The organism is Bradyrhizobium sp. HKCCYLRH3097, assembly GCF_051167875.1.
Classification (GTDB): Bacteria; Pseudomonadota; Alphaproteobacteria; order Rhizobiales; family Xanthobacteraceae; genus Bradyrhizobium.
Window position 1 is genome coordinate 96,048 of sequence record NZ_JBNPTX010000010.1, and the last position, 15,325, is coordinate 111,372.

Below are 15,325 nucleotides of genomic sequence, written 5' to 3' on the forward strand. Positions count from 1 at the left end.
GCTCACTCCAACACCGTCGCGCCCCCTCGGGCCGAAGTTCCCGGCGAGCAGTCCACAGCCGAAGCCGCCGGTCAAGCTCGACGGAAAACAGGCGTTGGATCAATCCCGTATCGGCGCAACGAAAAGCAGGACCTAATCCCCGTAGCAGCGCAGGCGGTCGAGATCGAGCACCGTCACCCCGCCATACTCCACCCGCAGCAGGCCCTCGCGCTCCAGCGTCTTGAGACACTGATTGGCGTTCTGCCGCGACAGGCCCGACAGCGCGCCGATCTCCTCCTGGGTGATCTCCAGATGGCGGGTCGTATTCGGGTAGAGGATCGGATTGAACAGCGAGGCAATGCTGCGAGCGAGCCGCGCCGTCGCATCCAGCGTGCGGCCGACCTCGACGAGGCCAATGAACTGGCCAAGCCGCTCGTTGAGCTGGGTGACGAGGAATCGGTTGAAGCCGACGCTGTTCTCGAACAGCCACATGAAGGTCGGCCGCTCCATCAGCGCGACGCGCGTATCGCGCAGCGCCACGACATCATAGCGGCGCGGCTCGTTCTTCAGCACGCTGCCCTCGCCGAACCAGGCGCCCGCCGACATGCCGGCGAAGGTGGTGGCCTTGCCGCCGCGTGACACCGTGCTCATGCGTGCCAGACCGGTAACGATGCCGGTCCAGTAGTCGAATTGATCGCCGCGAAGGAAGATGTGCTCGTTGGCCGCAAACGACCGCTCGACGATGCCGGCCGCAGCCGTGTCGATTTCCTCGGGCTTCAGATGGCGGGACCAGGGCGCGATGCGCAGAAGGGTATCGGGAGAGATCAAGCCGGCATCTCGTCTCGTCGAAGCTCGCGGCGACCATATTGCATCGCAACAATCCTGCAGTGAATTTTGCCTGGGAATTGTCAGGCGCAAGACAATTCCTGATAGCGCTTTCCCCTATCGAGGACCACCGTCTTCGACTCGCGCCTCTGGACACGGACGAGGCGCATCGAGATGCGGCAAAATGCGCCCGCCCGGGCGGCCCGTCATTCGTCGGATGGCGCGGAACCGATGCCCGGGATAGGATTGCACCAATGCGACGAACTCAACGTCGCACGACACGATGCCTGAAGAGCGCACCAAGCGCCGAAGACAGTTCGGGAGGACGACTTGGACTATACGTTGGAAGGGCGCGGAGTGTCGCTGCGTTTCGGTGGGGTGCGAGCCCTGACCGACGTCAGCTTCGGCGTGCGCGAGGGCGAGTTGTTCTCGATCATCGGCCCGAACGGCGCCGGCAAGACCTCGATCGTCAACTGCATCTCCGGCCGCTACAAGCCGACCGAGGGCCGCCTGTTCCATCGCGGCCGCGACATCACCGGCCTGCCACCGAGCGCGCGCGCCAACATCGGCATCGGCCGCACCTTCCAGAACCTCGCGCTGTTCCACCACATGAGCGTGCTCGACAACATCATGGTCGGGCGCCATCACCTGCTGAAGAACAATTTCCTCACCGGCTCTCTGTATTGGCTCACCGGCGCGCGGCGCGAGGAGCTGAAGCATCGCGAGAAGGTCGAGCAGATCATCGACTTTCTCGACCTGCAGTCGGTGCGCAAGGCGCCCGCCGGCACCCTCTCCTACGGTTTGCGCAAGCGCGTCGAACTGGCGCGCGCCATGGCGCTGGAGCCGCATCTGATCCTCCTCGACGAGCCGATGGCCGGCATGAACTTCGAGGAAAAGGAGGACATGGCGCGGTACATCGTCGACCTCAACGAGGAATTCGGCATGACGGTCGTGATGATCGAACACGACATGGGCGTGGTCATGGACATCTCCCATCGCGTCATGGTGCTCGATTTCGGCCGCAAGATTGCCGAGGGCGACCCGGCCGCCGTGCTCGCCGATCCTCACGTCAAGCGTGCCTATCTCGGCGAGGAGGACGAACTGCTGGTCGATCCCGACGAGGCGCCGTCCATCGCGGAGGACGCGGCATGATGGACTATGCGGGTCGCGTCAAGCAGGCCGACACCTATCCGAAGCTGCTACGGCTGAACGCGAAAGAGCACGGGACGGAGATCGCGCTGCGCGAGAAGAATCTCGGGCTGTGGCGCACCTTCACCTGGGCCAACTACCAGGCGCGCGTGCGCGATTTCGCGCTCGGCATGGTGGAGCTCGGCCTCGGCAAGGACGACGTGATCGGCATCATCGGCGACAACCGGCCGGACTGGGTTGCCGCGGAGGTCGCGACGCATGCGATCCGGGCCATGAGCCTCGGGCTCTATCGGGACGTGCTCGACGACGAGGCCGCCTACCTGCTCAATTACGGCGAGGCACGACTGGTGTTCGCTGAGGATGAGGAGCAGGTCGACAAGCTGCTCAACCTCGCCGAGCGCGTGCCGGCGCTCAAGCACATCGTCTATTCCGATCCGCGCGGCATGCGCAAATATGACGATCCCAGGCTGCTGCCGGCGGACAAGCTCGCCGAGCTCGGCCGCAACCGGGCGGCGCGCGAGCCCGATCTCTACGACCGCATGGTCGATGCAACCGTCGGCGACGACGTCGCCATCCTCTGCACCACCTCGGGCACGACCTCGCATCCAAAGCTCGCGATGCTTTCGGCCGCGCGCGTGCTCAAGCATTGCGCCACCTATCTCGCCTTCGACCCCAAGGGACCGCAGGACGAATACGTCTCGGTGCTGCCGCTGCCCTGGATCATGGAACAGGTCTATGTGCTCGGCAAAGGTCTGCTCTGCCGGATGAAGGTCAACTTCGTCGAAGAACCCGATACGATGATGAACGACTTCCGCGAGATCGCGCCGACCTTCGTGCTGTTTGCACCGAGGGTGTGGGAGCAGATCGCGGCCGACGTCCGTGCCGCCGTCATGGACGCCTCGCCGCTGAAGCAGCGGCTCTATCATCTGGGCATGTCGACCGGCCTTGCCGCGCTGGAGAGGGGCCAGCATTCGAGCCTTGCCGACATGCTGCTGTTCCGTGCGCTGCGCGACCGGCTCGGCTTCACCCGGTTGCGCTCGGCCGCCACCGGCGGCGCCGCGCTCGGGCCCGACACGTTCAAGTTCTTCCGCGCCATGGGCGTGCCCTTGCGCACGCTCTACGGCCAGACCGAGCTGCTCGGGGCCTACACGCTGCACCCGGCCGACAAGGTCGATCCGGACACGACGGGCGTGCCGATGGCTGAGGACATCGAGATCAAGATCGACCAGCCCGACAGCCAGGGGATCGGCGAGATCCTGGTACGCCATCCGAACATGTTCCTGGGCTACTACAAGGCCCCGGAAGCCTCGGCCGCCGACGTCAAGGACGGTTGGATGCATTCGGGCGACGCCGGCTATTTCAACGAGGCGAAGCAGCTCGTCGTCATCGACCGCATCAAGGACCTCGCCGAGACCGCGCGCGGCGAACGCTTCTCGCCGCAATATATCGAGAACAAGCTGAAGTTCTCACCGTATATTGCCGAGGCCGTCGTGCTCGGCGCCGGCCGCGAGCATCTCGCCGCGATGATCTGCATCCGCTACTCGATCATCTCGAAATGGGCGGAGAAGAACCGCATCGCGTTCACCACCTACTCCGATCTCGCCTCGCGCAACGAGGTCTACGCGCTGTTGCAGAAGGAGGTCGAGACCGTCAACGCCCACCTGCCGCCGGCGCAGCGCATCGCCCGCTTCCTCCTGCTCTACAAGGAGCTCGACGCCGACGACGGTGAGCTCACACGTACGCGCAAGGTGCGTCGCAGCGTCATCAACGAGAAGTACGCCGATATCATCGACGGCATCTATGGCGGCAAGCCTGCCATCCCCGTCGATACCGTCATCCGCTTCCAGGACGGCACCACCCAGCGCATCCGCACGACGCTGAAGGTGGTGGATCTGGGTGGACATGGCGCCATGGCGGAGGCCGCGGAGTGATGCGCCTTCTGCCACATGAGGTCGTCATGCGCGGGCTTGACCCGCGCATCCATCCTCTTCCGAAAACCTCCTTCGCGATGGATCGCCGGGTCAAGCCCGGCGATGACGAGTGAGAACGATCATGAACACCGCCTTCCTCATCCAGCTCCTCGTCAATGGCCTCGTCGTCGGAACGCTCTATGGCGTGGTCGCGATGTCGTTCGTGCTGATCTACAAGGCGACCCAGGTCGTCAATTTCGCGCAAGGCGAGCTGCTGCTGATCGGCGCCTGGGTGTGCTGGGCATTGCTGACGAAATATCAGGTGCCGTTCTGGGTCGGCATGCCGCTGACGCTGGTCTTCATGTTCGCGTTCGGCATCGCGATCCAGGTCGTGATCCTCCGTCCGATGATCGGGGAGCCGATCATCTCCGTCATCATGGTCACGATCGGCCTTTCGACCGTGTTCCAGGCGGCGCTGAAATGGATGTTCGGCGTCAACCCGCAGCCGTTCCCGCCAGTGTTCGCCAGCACGTCCGTCGACCTCTTCGGACTTCAAATCCAGACGGTCTACGTCATGAGCCTCGTGGTATCGATCCTGATGATGCTCGGCATGGCGTGGTTCTTCAAGGCCTCCAAATATGGCCTGGCGATGCGGGCGACCGCCTTCAACCAGCAGGTCGCGCAATCGCTCGGCATCTCCGTCAAGAACGTGTTCGCGATGGCCTGGGCCATCTCGGCAACGGTCTCGGCCGTGGCCGGTGTTGTCGTCGCCGTGGTCAACGGCGTCTCCTCCGGCCTGTCGGCCTACGGCATCAAGGTTTTTCCGGCGGCGATCCTCGGCGGCCTCGACTCGGTCGGAGGCGCCGTGCTCGGCGGCATCATCATCGGCCTCCTCGAGAACATCGCGCAGTATGTCGACAGCCAGTATCTGCACTGGGGCAATCTGTACGAGATCGCGCCGTTCTACGTGCTGATCATCATCCTGATGATCAAGCCCTACGGCCTGTTCGGCACCAAAGACATCGAGCGGATCTGAATCATGGTTGCGCGCTCCACGATACCCGCCGGCGACTTCCGCACCTCTTACGCGGCCGACACCACGATCTTCCCGACCAGAACCAGCCGCAATTTCGCGATCGCCGGCGTGATCCTCCTGTGCTTCGCGCCGCAGGTGTTTTCCGAATACTGGCTGTCGGTCTCGATCCAGATCGGCATCTTCGCCATCGCCGCGCTAGGCCTCAACATCCTGGTCGGCTTCACCGGCCAGATCTCGATCGGACAGGCCGGCTTCTTCCTGCTCGGCGCCTTCACCTCGGCCTATATCAACAACACCTACGCGATCCCGGTGTTCTTCGCGATCCCGCTCGCCGGGGTGATCACAGCACTCGTCGGGCTGATTTTCGGACTTCCGGCGGCGCGGCTGAAGGGTCTCTATCTCGTCATCGCCACCCTCGCCGCGCAATACATCCTGCTCGACTTCTTCTCTCGCGCCGAGTGGTTCTCCGGCGGCTCGGTGCCGGCCTCCGCCAATCCGTTCTCGATCTTCGGCTATACGCTGCGCGGCGACCGGCAATATTTCTACGTCGTGCTAGCCTATGTCGTGGCCTGCTACCTCCTGGTCACCAACCTGATGCGCACCCGCGACGGCCGCGCGCTGATCGCAATCCGCGACCACTATCTCTCGGCCGAGATCATGGGCATCAACCTGACGAAGTACCGGACGCTGTCGTTCGGCCTCGCCGCGTTCTTCGCCGGCATTGCCGGCGCGCTCTACGCGCACTACCAGCTGGTGATCTCGCAGGAAGGCTTTGGCATCGAGCGCTCGATCCTGTTTCTCGCCATGATCATCATCGGCGGCACCGGTTCGATCATGGGCACCCTGATGGGAACAGCATTCGTCGTTCTGCTGCCGGAATCGATGGAATGGCTGAGCCACCACCTCAAGGGCGGCGCGATCGACAAGGCGCTCGCGCTCAACAACAACATCACTTTTTTGCGCGAGATCGCGATCGGCCTGATCATCATCGCCTTCCTGATGTTCGAGCCCGACGGGCTGGCGCATCGCTGGCGCCAGATCAAGACATACTGGAAGCTCTATCCGTTCTCACATTGAACTCAACCAACAGGGACCGGCGACAATCCGGCCCGAACGCATCACAGGAGGAAGCACTATGACGATGAAATCATTGCTCGGCTCGGCGGCGCTGGCGCTGCTCGCAGGCGCCTTCGCCTCAACCGCGCAGGCGCAGCAGATCGCAATCGGGCATCTGCAGGATCTCTCGGGCGGCACGTCCGACGTCGGCACGCCCTATGGCCAGGCCGTGATGGACACCTTCGCCTGGGTCAACAAGAACGGCGGCATCGGCGGCAAGCAGCTCGCGGTCGACAGCAACGACTACGGCTACCAGGTGCCGCGCGCGATCGCGCTGTACAAGAAGTGGTCGGCCCCGGACAACAAGGTCGCGGCGATCATGGGCTGGGGCACCGCGGACACCGAGGCGCTGACCGGCTTCCTCGCCAACGACAAGATCCCTGACATGTCCGGCTCCTACGCCGCCGCGCTGACCGACCCTGAAGGCACCAGCGGCAAGGCCAAGGCCGCGCCGTACAACTTCTTCTACGGCCCAAGCTACTCGGACGCACTGCGCGCCGAGCTGACCTGGGCGGCCGAGGACTGGAAGTCGAAGGGCAAGCCCGGCAAGCCGAAATTCGTGCACATGGGCGCCAACCATCCCTATCCCAACGCGCCGAAGGCCGCGGGCGAAGCGCTCGCCACCGAGCTCGGCTTCGAGGTGCTGCCGCCGCTGGTGTTCGCGCTGGCGCCCGGCGACTACAGCGCGCAGTGCCTGAGCCTGAAGAGCTCCGGCGCCAACTACGCCTATCTGGGCAACACCGCGGCCTCCAACATCTCGGTGATGAAGGCCTGCAAGAATGCCGGCGTCGACGTCCAATTCCTGTCCAACGTCTGGGGCATGGACGAGAACGCCGCCAAGACCGCGGGCGATGCCGCCGACGGCGTCGTCTTTCCGCTGCGCACCTCGGTGGCCTGGGGCGGCGATGCGCCGGGCATGAAGACGGTGCAGGAGATCTCCAAGATGTCCGACCCGACCGGCAAGGTCTATCGACCGGTGCACTATGTCGCCGCGGTCTGCTCGTCGCTCTACATGAAGGAGGCGATCGAGTGGGCTGCGAAGAATGGCGGCGCCACCGGCGAGAACGTCGCCAAGGGCTTCTACCAGAAGAAGGACTGGGTGCCCGCAGGGATGGAAGGCGTCTGCAGCCCCTCGACCTGGACCGACAAGGATCACCGCGGCACGATGAAGGTCGACCTCTATCGCGCCAAGGTGACCGGCCCGACCGATGGCGACCTCAACGATCTCATGGCCAAGGGCACGATCAAGCTCGAGAAGGTCAAGACCATCGAGCTGCCGCGCAAGGCGGAATGGGCGGGTTGGTAGGTTGCCAGGCGGCCGCTGAATCAACTCAGCAGCCGCTCCGCACGCCATCGTCATCCCCCGCGAAAGCGGGGGATCCGGTACGCCGCGGCTTCTCCACCGAGCATCGGCGGCTCTGGAATACTGGGCCCCCCGCCTACCGCGGGGGACGACAGTGAGGTGAACGGATATGGTTGAGACCCTCGATAAGCCCAATGCAAATGCGACCGCGAGCGCAGCCCCCCTGCTCTCCGTCCGCAACATCGAGGTCGTCTATGACGACGTCATCCTGGTGCTGCGCGGCCTCAGCCTCGACGTGCCCAAGGGCGCGATCGTTGCGCTGCTCGGCGCCAACGGCGCCGGCAAGTCGACGACGCTGAAGGCGATCTCCGGCCTGTTGAAGACCGAGGACGGCGAGGTCACGCGCGGCGAGATCATGTTCGACGGCACGCGCATCGACGGCATCGATCCGGAGAAGATCGTCCGCCGCGGCATCTTCCAGGTCATGGAGGGCCGCCGCATCGTCTCCGACATGACGTCGCTGGAGAACCTCAAGCTCGGGGCGTTCACGCGATCCGATCGCGAGGTCAACCGTGACATCGAGATGGTGTTCAACTATTTCCCGCGGCTGAAGGAACGCACCGGCCTTGCGGGTTATCTTTCCGGCGGCGAACAGCAGATGCTGGCGATCGGACGGGCGCTGATGGCGCGGCCGAAGATGATCCTGATGGATGAGCCGTCGATGGGCCTGTCGCCGCTGCTGGTGAAGGAAGTGTTCGCGATCATCAAGGAGATCAACAGGGATCTCGGCGTCACCATCCTGCTGGTCGAACAGAATGCGCGCGCGGCGCTGTCGGTGGCCAGCCACGGCTACATCATGGAACAGGGAAAGGTGGTGCTCGACGGCACCGCCGACAGCTTGCGCGACAACGAGGACGTCAAGGAATTCTACCTCGGCGGCGCCGGCGACCAGCGCAAGAGCTTCAAGAACCTGAAGAGCTTCAAGCGGCGGAAGCGGTGGCTGTAGCCGAACTCTCTCCTCGTCATGGCCGGGCTTGACCCGGCCATCCACGCACGAGCCGCAACGATGAACGACGTGGATGCCCAGGACAAGCCCGGGCATGACGACCGCAAGATTCAAGGACTGGGTACGATGACCCACTACGACGCCCTCGAAACCCGTGATCCCGCAGCCCGCGAGCAGGATCTGTTCGGCCGCCTGCCCGACGTGCTGCACGCGGCGATGAAGGCGCCGGCCTATGCCGCGCTGCTGCAGGACATCGATCCCCAGGACATCACGACGCGCGCTGCGCTCGCGCAACTGCCGGTGCTGCGCAAATCCGAGCTGCCTGCCCTGCACAAGGCGGCCCCGCCATTCGGCGGCTTCGTCGCGCAGGCGCCCGGCGCGTTCTCGCGTCTGTTCACGTCGCCGGGGCCGATCTTCGAACCGGAGGCGGCGCACAGCGATCCCTGGCGCGGCGCCCGCGCCCTGTTCGCCTCGGGCTTCCGCAGCGGCGATATCGTGCTCAATACCTTCAGCTATCACCTCACGCCAGGCGGCTTCATCTTCGACGCCTCAGCGCGCGCGCTCGGCTGCGCGGTGATCCCGGCTGGCCCGGGCAACACCGAGGCGCAGTTCGAGCTGATCGAGGCCTATCGCCCGATCGGCTACAGCGGCACGCCCGACTTCCTGAAGATCCTGCTCGACAGCGCCGCCAGCGCCGGCCGCGACGTGTCCTCGCTCAAGCGCGCGCTGGTGTCGGGCGCGGCGTTCCCGCCGTCACTGCAGGCCGAGATGAAGGCGCGCGGCATCGATGCCTATCAGGCGTTCGGCACCGCCGATCTCGGCATCGTCGCCTATGAGACCGCAGCGCGCGACGGCATGGTCGTCAACGAGGACCTGATCTTGGAGATTGTCCGCCCCGGCACCGGCGATCCGGTGGCGCCAGGCGATGTCGGCGAGATCGTCGTCACCTCGCTCGATCCCCACCATCCCTGGATTCGCCTTGCCCTCGGCGACCTCACCGCCGCCCTGCCCGGCACCAGCGCCTGCGGCCGCACCAACATGCGCATCAAGGGCTGGATGGGCCGCGCCGACCAGACGACCAAGATCAAGGGCATGTTCGTGCGCCCCGAGCAGGTCGCCGAGATCGGCAAGCGCCACCCGGAGCTCGGCCGCCTCCGCCTGGTCGTCACCCGCGCCGACGAGACCGATGCGATGACGCTGAAGGCGGAATGCGCCTCGCCATCAGATGGCCTGCAGGACGCGCTCGCCGCCAGCCTGCGCAACATCACCAAGCTCGGCGGCAGCATCGAGCTGATCGCACCAGGCACGCTGCCCAACGACGGCAAGGTGATCGCCGACGAGCGGTGAAGTCCTCGCGTTGTTCCCGTAGCAGGAAGCCCTGCGCCAGCGGCATGAGCGGGGCGGCCCGCACCACCCGCACGCAATTGTCGCCTCCCGCGCGCTCTCCTATACAGCCATGTCACGTTCTCTCGGAGTTCGTCGCATGGCCTTTCCGCGCGCGTCCAAAGCCCTGTCCCGCTTCACTGTCCTCGATTTGACGCGGGTGCGCGCCGGCCCGACCTGCGCGCGGCAGTTCGCCGATTGGGGCGCCAACGTCATCAAGATCGACGCCATGATGGAGGATGGTGGCGAGGCCCTGGGCGGCCCGCGCCGCGGTTCCGACTTCCAAAACCTGCATCGCAACAAGCGCGCGATGACGCTCAACTTGAAAGACCCAAAGGGCGTCGACGTGTTCATGCGACTGGCCAAGCGGGCCGATGTCGTGATCGAGAACTATCGCCCTGATGTGAAGACCAAGCTCGGCATCGACTACGAGGCCGTGCGCAACGTCAATCCGCGCATCGTCTATGGCAGCATCTCCGGTTTCGGCCAGGACGGCCCCTATGCGAAGCGGCCGGGCTTCGATCAGATCGCGCAGGGCATGGGCGGGCTGATGTCGATCACCGGCGCGCCCGGCGAGGGCCCGATGCGCGCGGGCATCCCGATCGCCGATCTCTCCGCAGGCCTGTCCTGCGCGATGGGCATCCTCACCGCGCTGCTCGAGCGCGAGGTCTCCGGTGAGGGCCAGTGGGTGCAGACGTCGTTGTTGCAGGCGCAGATCTTCATGCTCGACTTCCAGGCCGCACGCTGGCTGATGGAGAAGGAGGTCGCCCCTCAAGCCGGCAACAACCATCCGACCAGCATTCCGACCGGCGTGTTCAAGACTTCCGACGGCTACATCAACATCGCCGCCACGGGGGGGCGGATCTGGGAGCGGCTGTGCCAGACGCTCGGCGCGCCCGAATGGATCGACAATCCGGACTACGCGACCGCGCCGGCGCGCTCCAAGAACCGCGATGCGCTCAACGCCGAGATCAATGCGCGCACGCTGGCGAAGACGAGCGAGCAATGGGTCGCCGAGCTCAATGCCGCCGGCGTGCCCTGCGGGCCGATCTACGCGATCGATCAGATGTTCGAGGACCCGCAGGTGAAGCATCTCGGCATGGCGCAGCAGGTCGCCAGCGACGACGGCCGCGACATCACGCTGGTGGCGCAGCCCTTCACCTTGTCGCGCACGCCGAGCCGGATGGCGGCACGGCCGCCGGAGTTCGGCGAGCAGACCGAGGAGATCCTCTCCGAGTTCGGCTTCACCGATGGCGAGATCGCCGATCTCCGGCTGCACCGCGTCGTGTGAGCAGGTGCAATATGACCAAGCTGCGGCATCCCGCCGCTGTGGCCCAGATGTCACCACGTTGGAACTTCGACCTGGGCGGGATTGAGGCCAGAGGGAGACCGCGTTAATCTCTTCGCATCAGTTGATCGCGGACCCCTTCGGCCCGCGCGTGTGAGGAGTAGCCTTCCATGAGCGCGACGGAATTGAACGAGTTTCTGACGGCGATGGACATGGTGCGCGACGTCAACGCGGCCGCTCTGAATCACGTCGGCGTTCTGCCGTTCGACGAAACGATGCTCGACAACGAGTCCGACTGGTACCACATGCCGGTTGCGGAGAAGGCCCACTGAGGCTGACTCGCCTCGGGTCCGCGCGCCCGCTGACCTGCATCATCTTTGCTCGAAGCCTTCGTTCCGAAAGCCGGACGGAGGCTTTTTCTTTTCGAGGGCGACGGGATGAGCTGCGAACTCTGATCCACCGAACGCAAAAAAAAGCCCGACGCACGCGCCGGGCAAGGTGATCGTCTCGGGAGGAAACATCAGGGCGCGATGACCAGAGATCAGGCACCGCGCGTGAGCAGAACGATATCTGCCCATGAATGGAGCCTATCACCGCTCTGCCTAAAATGCTGTCATCGCAAAGACACAACCTCTGGAGAAGCACCGGACGGCTTCGAACATCGGTACGATTGTTTTGGTGTTCCCAGCCAAGTCCTATCCACCACAATCCGCGAACCAATTACGGCATGGTCCCAATCAGAAACTCGCAACTGATGCCGATGGTCGTGGGAGCCTCAGCGTGTGGCCTGTTCACCCGCCGCGTTTGGTCTGCTCGGTCCGCGAGGCTGACGCGCAGGGAGAATCTGGGCAATTCAGGTGCTCGTCGCGGTCTATCCGCAGCGTCCGAGGCAGGATCGCTGATGCCACAGCCCATGCTGCACAAGCCCGCCGCATGCGCGCCATTCGGTTGCGGAACGACCACGCACAACCGGAGGCGGAGGCTGGTTCGTATCGAATGTTGCACGACGGTCACAGGCAGCGACGAACTTAGGCCGTCTCGAAATCCACCCAAAAAATCACAGTACCCGCCGAGGCGATCTTGGCTGCGATATGCCGTCTGGCACGATTGGAGGCGCCTGACGGCGCCTGCACGACATGGATTCAATCGCGAAGATGCAAAGGCTGACGTGCTGATCGCAAACCGATCCGGTCCCCATACGGTCTCGCGCTCGAGGCGGTTGTGCTGGTTGTCAGCGGCCGCGCTGGTCACCCCGGTGCTTGCGGCGGCGCCAGCCGTTGCGCAGGCCACCAGAGGCGGCGCCGGCGGCAGCAGCCAGGACACCTTCGCCAATGGCGGCGCCAGCTCGGCCACGGCCGTTGGAAATGTCGGCGCCAATGCACCTATTCCTACCCGAGGCGGCGGCGGTGGCGGCGCCGGCACACTCGGCGGGGCCGGCGGCAGCGATTCGACCGGTGCCGCACCGGGTGGCAGCGGCGGGATCGGTCCGGGCGCCAACGGACTAAGCGGTCAAAGCGGCTTCTCGATTCACAGCGGAGGCGGAGGTGGCGGTGGCGCACATGGCGCCGTCGTAACCACGGACACGAGCAACTCCGCAGCGCTGTCCGGCGGCAATGGTGGACGTGGCGGCGCCACCACCGGGGATTTCGGCGGTGGCGGCGGCGGCGCCGGCGGATACGGGGTGGTCGTCGATGGCAACGGGCTCACCTACAGCAATGGCAGCAGCATCACGGGAGGCAAGGGCGGCAATGGCGGCGCGGCTGCCTCGCTAAATGTCGTCGTGAATGGCTGGGGCGGCAATGGCGGCCAGGGCGGTTACGGTATCTTTCTGACGGGAAGCAGCGTCGTGCTGAACAACGCCGGCACCATCAAAGGCGGTGGCGGCGGAAATGGTGGTGACGCGCCATCCAGCACCCAACCGAATGCGAGTGGCGACGGTGGTAGTGGTGCCGCCGGCGTCGCCTTCGCCGCGGGCGGCACGCTGATCAACTCCGGCACCATCACCGGCGGCGACGCAGGCGTGGCCGGCGCGACGGATACCAGTCACTCCGGCACGGCTGGAACGGCCGGTGCGGGCGTCATCGGCGCCAATCTCGCGATCATCAACAGCGGCACGATCTCGCGCGGTAACGGCTTCGGATTGTTCGCAGCCCCCGCCGCCATCAGCTTCACCGGCGGCAGCAACGTGCTGGAGATCTGGGCGAGCTCGATCATCAATGGCAACGTCGTCGGCACCGGCACCGATACGTTCCGGCTCGGTGGCGCCGCGAACGGCAGCTTCGACGTTTCCACGATCGGCGCGACCGCACAATTCCAGGGCTTCTCGAGTTTCGTGAAGACGGGCACCGCGACCTGGACGCTGGCCGGCACGACGACCGCGGTTACGCCGTGGAGCATCAACCAGGGCGCGCTCGCGGTGTCATCAGATGCCAATCTCGGCGATGCTTCCGGCAGCATGTCGTTCGGTGGCGGCACGCTGCAATATCTCGCCGGCTTCAGCTCCAGCCGGACCGTGACCCTCAATGCCGGCGGCGGCACGTTCGATACCAACGGCAACAACGCGACACTCAGCGGGACGATTTCGGGCACGGGGGGGCTCACCAAGGTCGGCGTAGGCATCCTGACCTTGTCAGGCACCAGCAGCTACACCGGGGCGACGACCATCGACGGCGGCGTGCTCGACGTCGAAGGTGCGATCACGAACACCTCTGGGGTGACCGTGAATGCCGGCGGCACCCTGACGGGTGCGGGTCTCGTCGATCCGCCGATGACGGTCGGCATCAATGCCGGCGGCACGCTGGCGCCGGGCAATGGCACCGCCGGCTCGTCGATGACCATCGTCGGCAATCTCGCCTTCCAGTCCGGTGCGTACTATCTGGTGCAGCTCGATCCGACCACGGCCTCATTCGCGAGCGTCACCGGAACGGCCACCCTCGGCGGCGCCACCGTCAACGCCGTGTTCGGCACCGGCGGCGGTTATATCGACAAGCGCTACACCATCCTGACCACGAGCGGCGGCATCTCGGGCGGCTTCGGATCGGTGGTGAAGACCAACCTGCCCTCCGGCTTCAAGACCAGCCTGAGCTACGACGCCAACAACGTCTATCTCGATCTGATCCTCGCCTTCGCCGTGCCCGGCGGACTCAACGGCAATCAGAAGACGGTCGGCGATACGCTGTCGGCGTTCTTCGATCGCACCGGCGATATTCCCGTCGTGTTCGGCAAGTTGAACCAGGCGGGCCTCACGCAGGCGTCCGGCGAGAGCGCCACCGGCGTGCAACAGACCACGTTCAACGCCATGAGCCAGTTCGCCAGCCTGCTGACCGATCCCTTCGCACAACGTCAAGCCAGCGGCGGGAGCGCGATCAGCTATGCTGACACATCCCGCAAGCGCACCGATGCTTTCGCGATGCTGACTGACGACAGGCCGGCCGACTTTGCGCAGCGCTGGAATGTCTGGGCGGCGGGCTTCGGCGGCTCGCAAACGACCAGCGGCAATGCAGTCGTCGGCTCCAACGATACCACCAGCCGCATCGCCGGCACCGCCGTCGGCGCCGACTACCGGATCGCACCGCGCACGATTGCGGGCTTCGCGCTCGGCGGCGGCGGCACCAGCTTCAGCGTCAACGGCCTCGGCTCCGGCCGCTCCGACCTGTTCCAGGCCGGCGCCTATCTGCATCATCATATCGGCCCGAGCTATCTGAGAGCGGCCCTGGCCTATGGCTGGCAGGACGTCACCGCGGATCGCACCGTCACCATCTCCGGTGTCGACCGGCTGCGCGCGACCTATCAAGCCAATGCCTGGATCGGCCGCATCGAGGGCGGCACGCGCTTCGTCGCTCCCATAGGCGGCATCGGCCTGACGCCTTACGCGGCTGCGCAGGTGACGAGCCTGCGCCTACCGGCCTATGTGGAGCAGGCCATCTCCGGCACGTCGACCTTCGCACTGAGCTACACCGGCAAGACCGTCACCGACACACGCACCGAGTTCGGCCTACGCACCGACAAGTCCTACGCGCTGGCAGACGGCGCCCTCACCTTGCGCGGCCGCCTCGCCTGGGCGCATGACTTCAATCCCGATCGTTCGGTCGCGGCGACGTTCCAGACGCTGCCGGGCGCAAGCTTCGTCGTCAACGGCGCCGCGCAGGCGCGCGACTCCGCGCTGACGACGACCTCGGTCGAGATGAGCTGGCAGAACGGCTGGAGCGCCATGGCGACGTTCGAAGGCGAGTTCTCGAGCGTCACCCGTTCCTATGCCGGCAAGGGCAGCGTGCGCTACTCGTGGTAGGAACGGCGTAGCCGATCGAGCGCAGGCATCCAGCTGGCAGGG

The 15,325-nt window shown here is 65.3% G+C and carries 11 protein-coding genes; 10 read left to right on the forward strand and 1 reads right to left on the reverse strand.

Annotated elements, in window-relative coordinates; genetic code table 11:
* Window positions 1–132 precede the first annotated feature (132 nt).
* Window positions 133–807, reverse strand: a complete 675-nt coding sequence (locus tag ACQR0U_RS22865) for a Crp/Fnr family transcriptional regulator (protein ID WP_434843985.1) — start codon at window positions 805–807, stop codon at window positions 133–135.
* A 327-nt stretch (window positions 808–1,134) separates the two neighbouring features.
* On the opposite strand from ACQR0U_RS22865, the gene ACQR0U_RS22870 reads away from it, so the two are divergent.
* The 10 genes from ACQR0U_RS22870 (at window position 1,135) to ACQR0U_RS22915 (ending at window position 15,283) form a co-directional block, all read left to right on the forward strand.
* Window positions 1,135–1,956: an ABC transporter ATP-binding protein gene (locus ACQR0U_RS22870; protein WP_434843986.1), complete on the forward strand. Its 822-nt coding sequence runs from the start codon at window positions 1,135–1,137 to the stop codon at window positions 1,954–1,956.
* A complete protein-coding gene (locus ACQR0U_RS22875) occupies window positions 1,953–3,884 on the forward strand; it encodes a long-chain fatty acid--CoA ligase (RefSeq protein ID WP_315712913.1) in 1,932 nt (643 codons plus the stop codon). Before ACQR0U_RS22870 ends, ACQR0U_RS22875 begins: the two co-directional genes overlap by 4 nt.
* Window positions 3,885–4,005: 121 nt before the next feature.
* Window positions 4,006–4,899 carry a branched-chain amino acid ABC transporter permease gene (locus tag ACQR0U_RS22880; RefSeq protein ID WP_315712914.1) on the forward strand — a complete coding sequence of 298 codons (894 nt, stop codon included), beginning with the start codon at window positions 4,006–4,008 and terminating at the stop codon, window positions 4,897–4,899.
* 3 nt (window positions 4,900–4,902) lie between these two features.
* Window positions 4,903–5,976 (forward strand): branched-chain amino acid ABC transporter permease, encoded by a 1,074-nt coding sequence (locus ACQR0U_RS22885; protein WP_434843987.1) that lies wholly within the window; start codon window positions 4,903–4,905, stop codon window positions 5,974–5,976.
* A 58-nt stretch (window positions 5,977–6,034) separates the two neighbouring features.
* Window positions 6,035–7,321, forward strand: a complete 1,287-nt coding sequence (locus tag ACQR0U_RS22890) for an ABC transporter substrate-binding protein (RefSeq protein WP_315753568.1) — start codon at window positions 6,035–6,037, stop codon at window positions 7,319–7,321.
* A gap of 166 nt (window positions 7,322–7,487) precedes the next feature.
* Window positions 7,488–8,324, forward strand: coding sequence for an ABC transporter ATP-binding protein (locus ACQR0U_RS22895; protein WP_315753566.1), 837 nt, complete (start codon window positions 7,488–7,490; stop codon window positions 8,322–8,324).
* Window positions 8,325–8,450: 126 nt separating this feature from the next.
* Entirely contained in the window at window positions 8,451–9,671 is a 1,221-nt protein-coding gene (locus tag ACQR0U_RS22900) for a phenylacetate--CoA ligase family protein (RefSeq protein WP_316225787.1), read from the forward strand.
* Window positions 9,672–9,807: 136 nt separating this feature from the next.
* Window positions 9,808–10,998 (forward strand): CaiB/BaiF CoA transferase family protein, encoded by a 1,191-nt coding sequence (locus tag ACQR0U_RS22905; protein WP_316191404.1) that lies wholly within the window; start codon window positions 9,808–9,810, stop codon window positions 10,996–10,998.
* Window positions 10,999–11,165: 167 nt separating this feature from the next.
* Complete coding sequence (locus ACQR0U_RS22910) at window positions 11,166–11,327, forward strand: hypothetical protein (protein ID WP_315712919.1); 162 nt, start codon at window positions 11,166–11,168, stop codon at window positions 11,325–11,327.
* An 896-nt stretch (window positions 11,328–12,223) separates the two neighbouring features.
* Window positions 12,224–15,283, forward strand: a complete 3,060-nt coding sequence (locus ACQR0U_RS22915) for an autotransporter outer membrane beta-barrel domain-containing protein (RefSeq protein WP_434843988.1) — start codon at window positions 12,224–12,226, stop codon at window positions 15,281–15,283.
* Window positions 15,284–15,325 lie beyond the last annotated feature (42 nt).

Coding starts and splice junctions, on each gene's coding strand:
- ACQR0U_RS22875 (WP_315712913.1), top strand. CDS start 1,953: ATGATGGACTATGCGGGTCGCGTCAAGCAGGCCGACACCTATCCGAAG.
- ACQR0U_RS22880 (WP_315712914.1), top strand. CDS start 4,006: ATGAACACCGCCTTCCTCATCCAGCTCCTCGTCAATGGCCTCGTCGTC.
- ACQR0U_RS22885 (WP_434843987.1), top strand. CDS start 4,903: ATGGTTGCGCGCTCCACGATACCCGCCGGCGACTTCCGCACCTCTTAC.
- ACQR0U_RS22890 (WP_315753568.1), top strand. CDS start 6,035: ATGACGATGAAATCATTGCTCGGCTCGGCGGCGCTGGCGCTGCTCGCA.
- ACQR0U_RS22895 (WP_315753566.1), top strand. CDS start 7,488: ATGGTTGAGACCCTCGATAAGCCCAATGCAAATGCGACCGCGAGCGCA.
- ACQR0U_RS22900 (WP_316225787.1), top strand. CDS start 8,451: ATGACCCACTACGACGCCCTCGAAACCCGTGATCCCGCAGCCCGCGAG.
- ACQR0U_RS22905 (WP_316191404.1), top strand. CDS start 9,808: ATGGCCTTTCCGCGCGCGTCCAAAGCCCTGTCCCGCTTCACTGTCCTC.
- ACQR0U_RS22910 (WP_315712919.1), top strand. CDS start 11,166: ATGAGCGCGACGGAATTGAACGAGTTTCTGACGGCGATGGACATGGTG.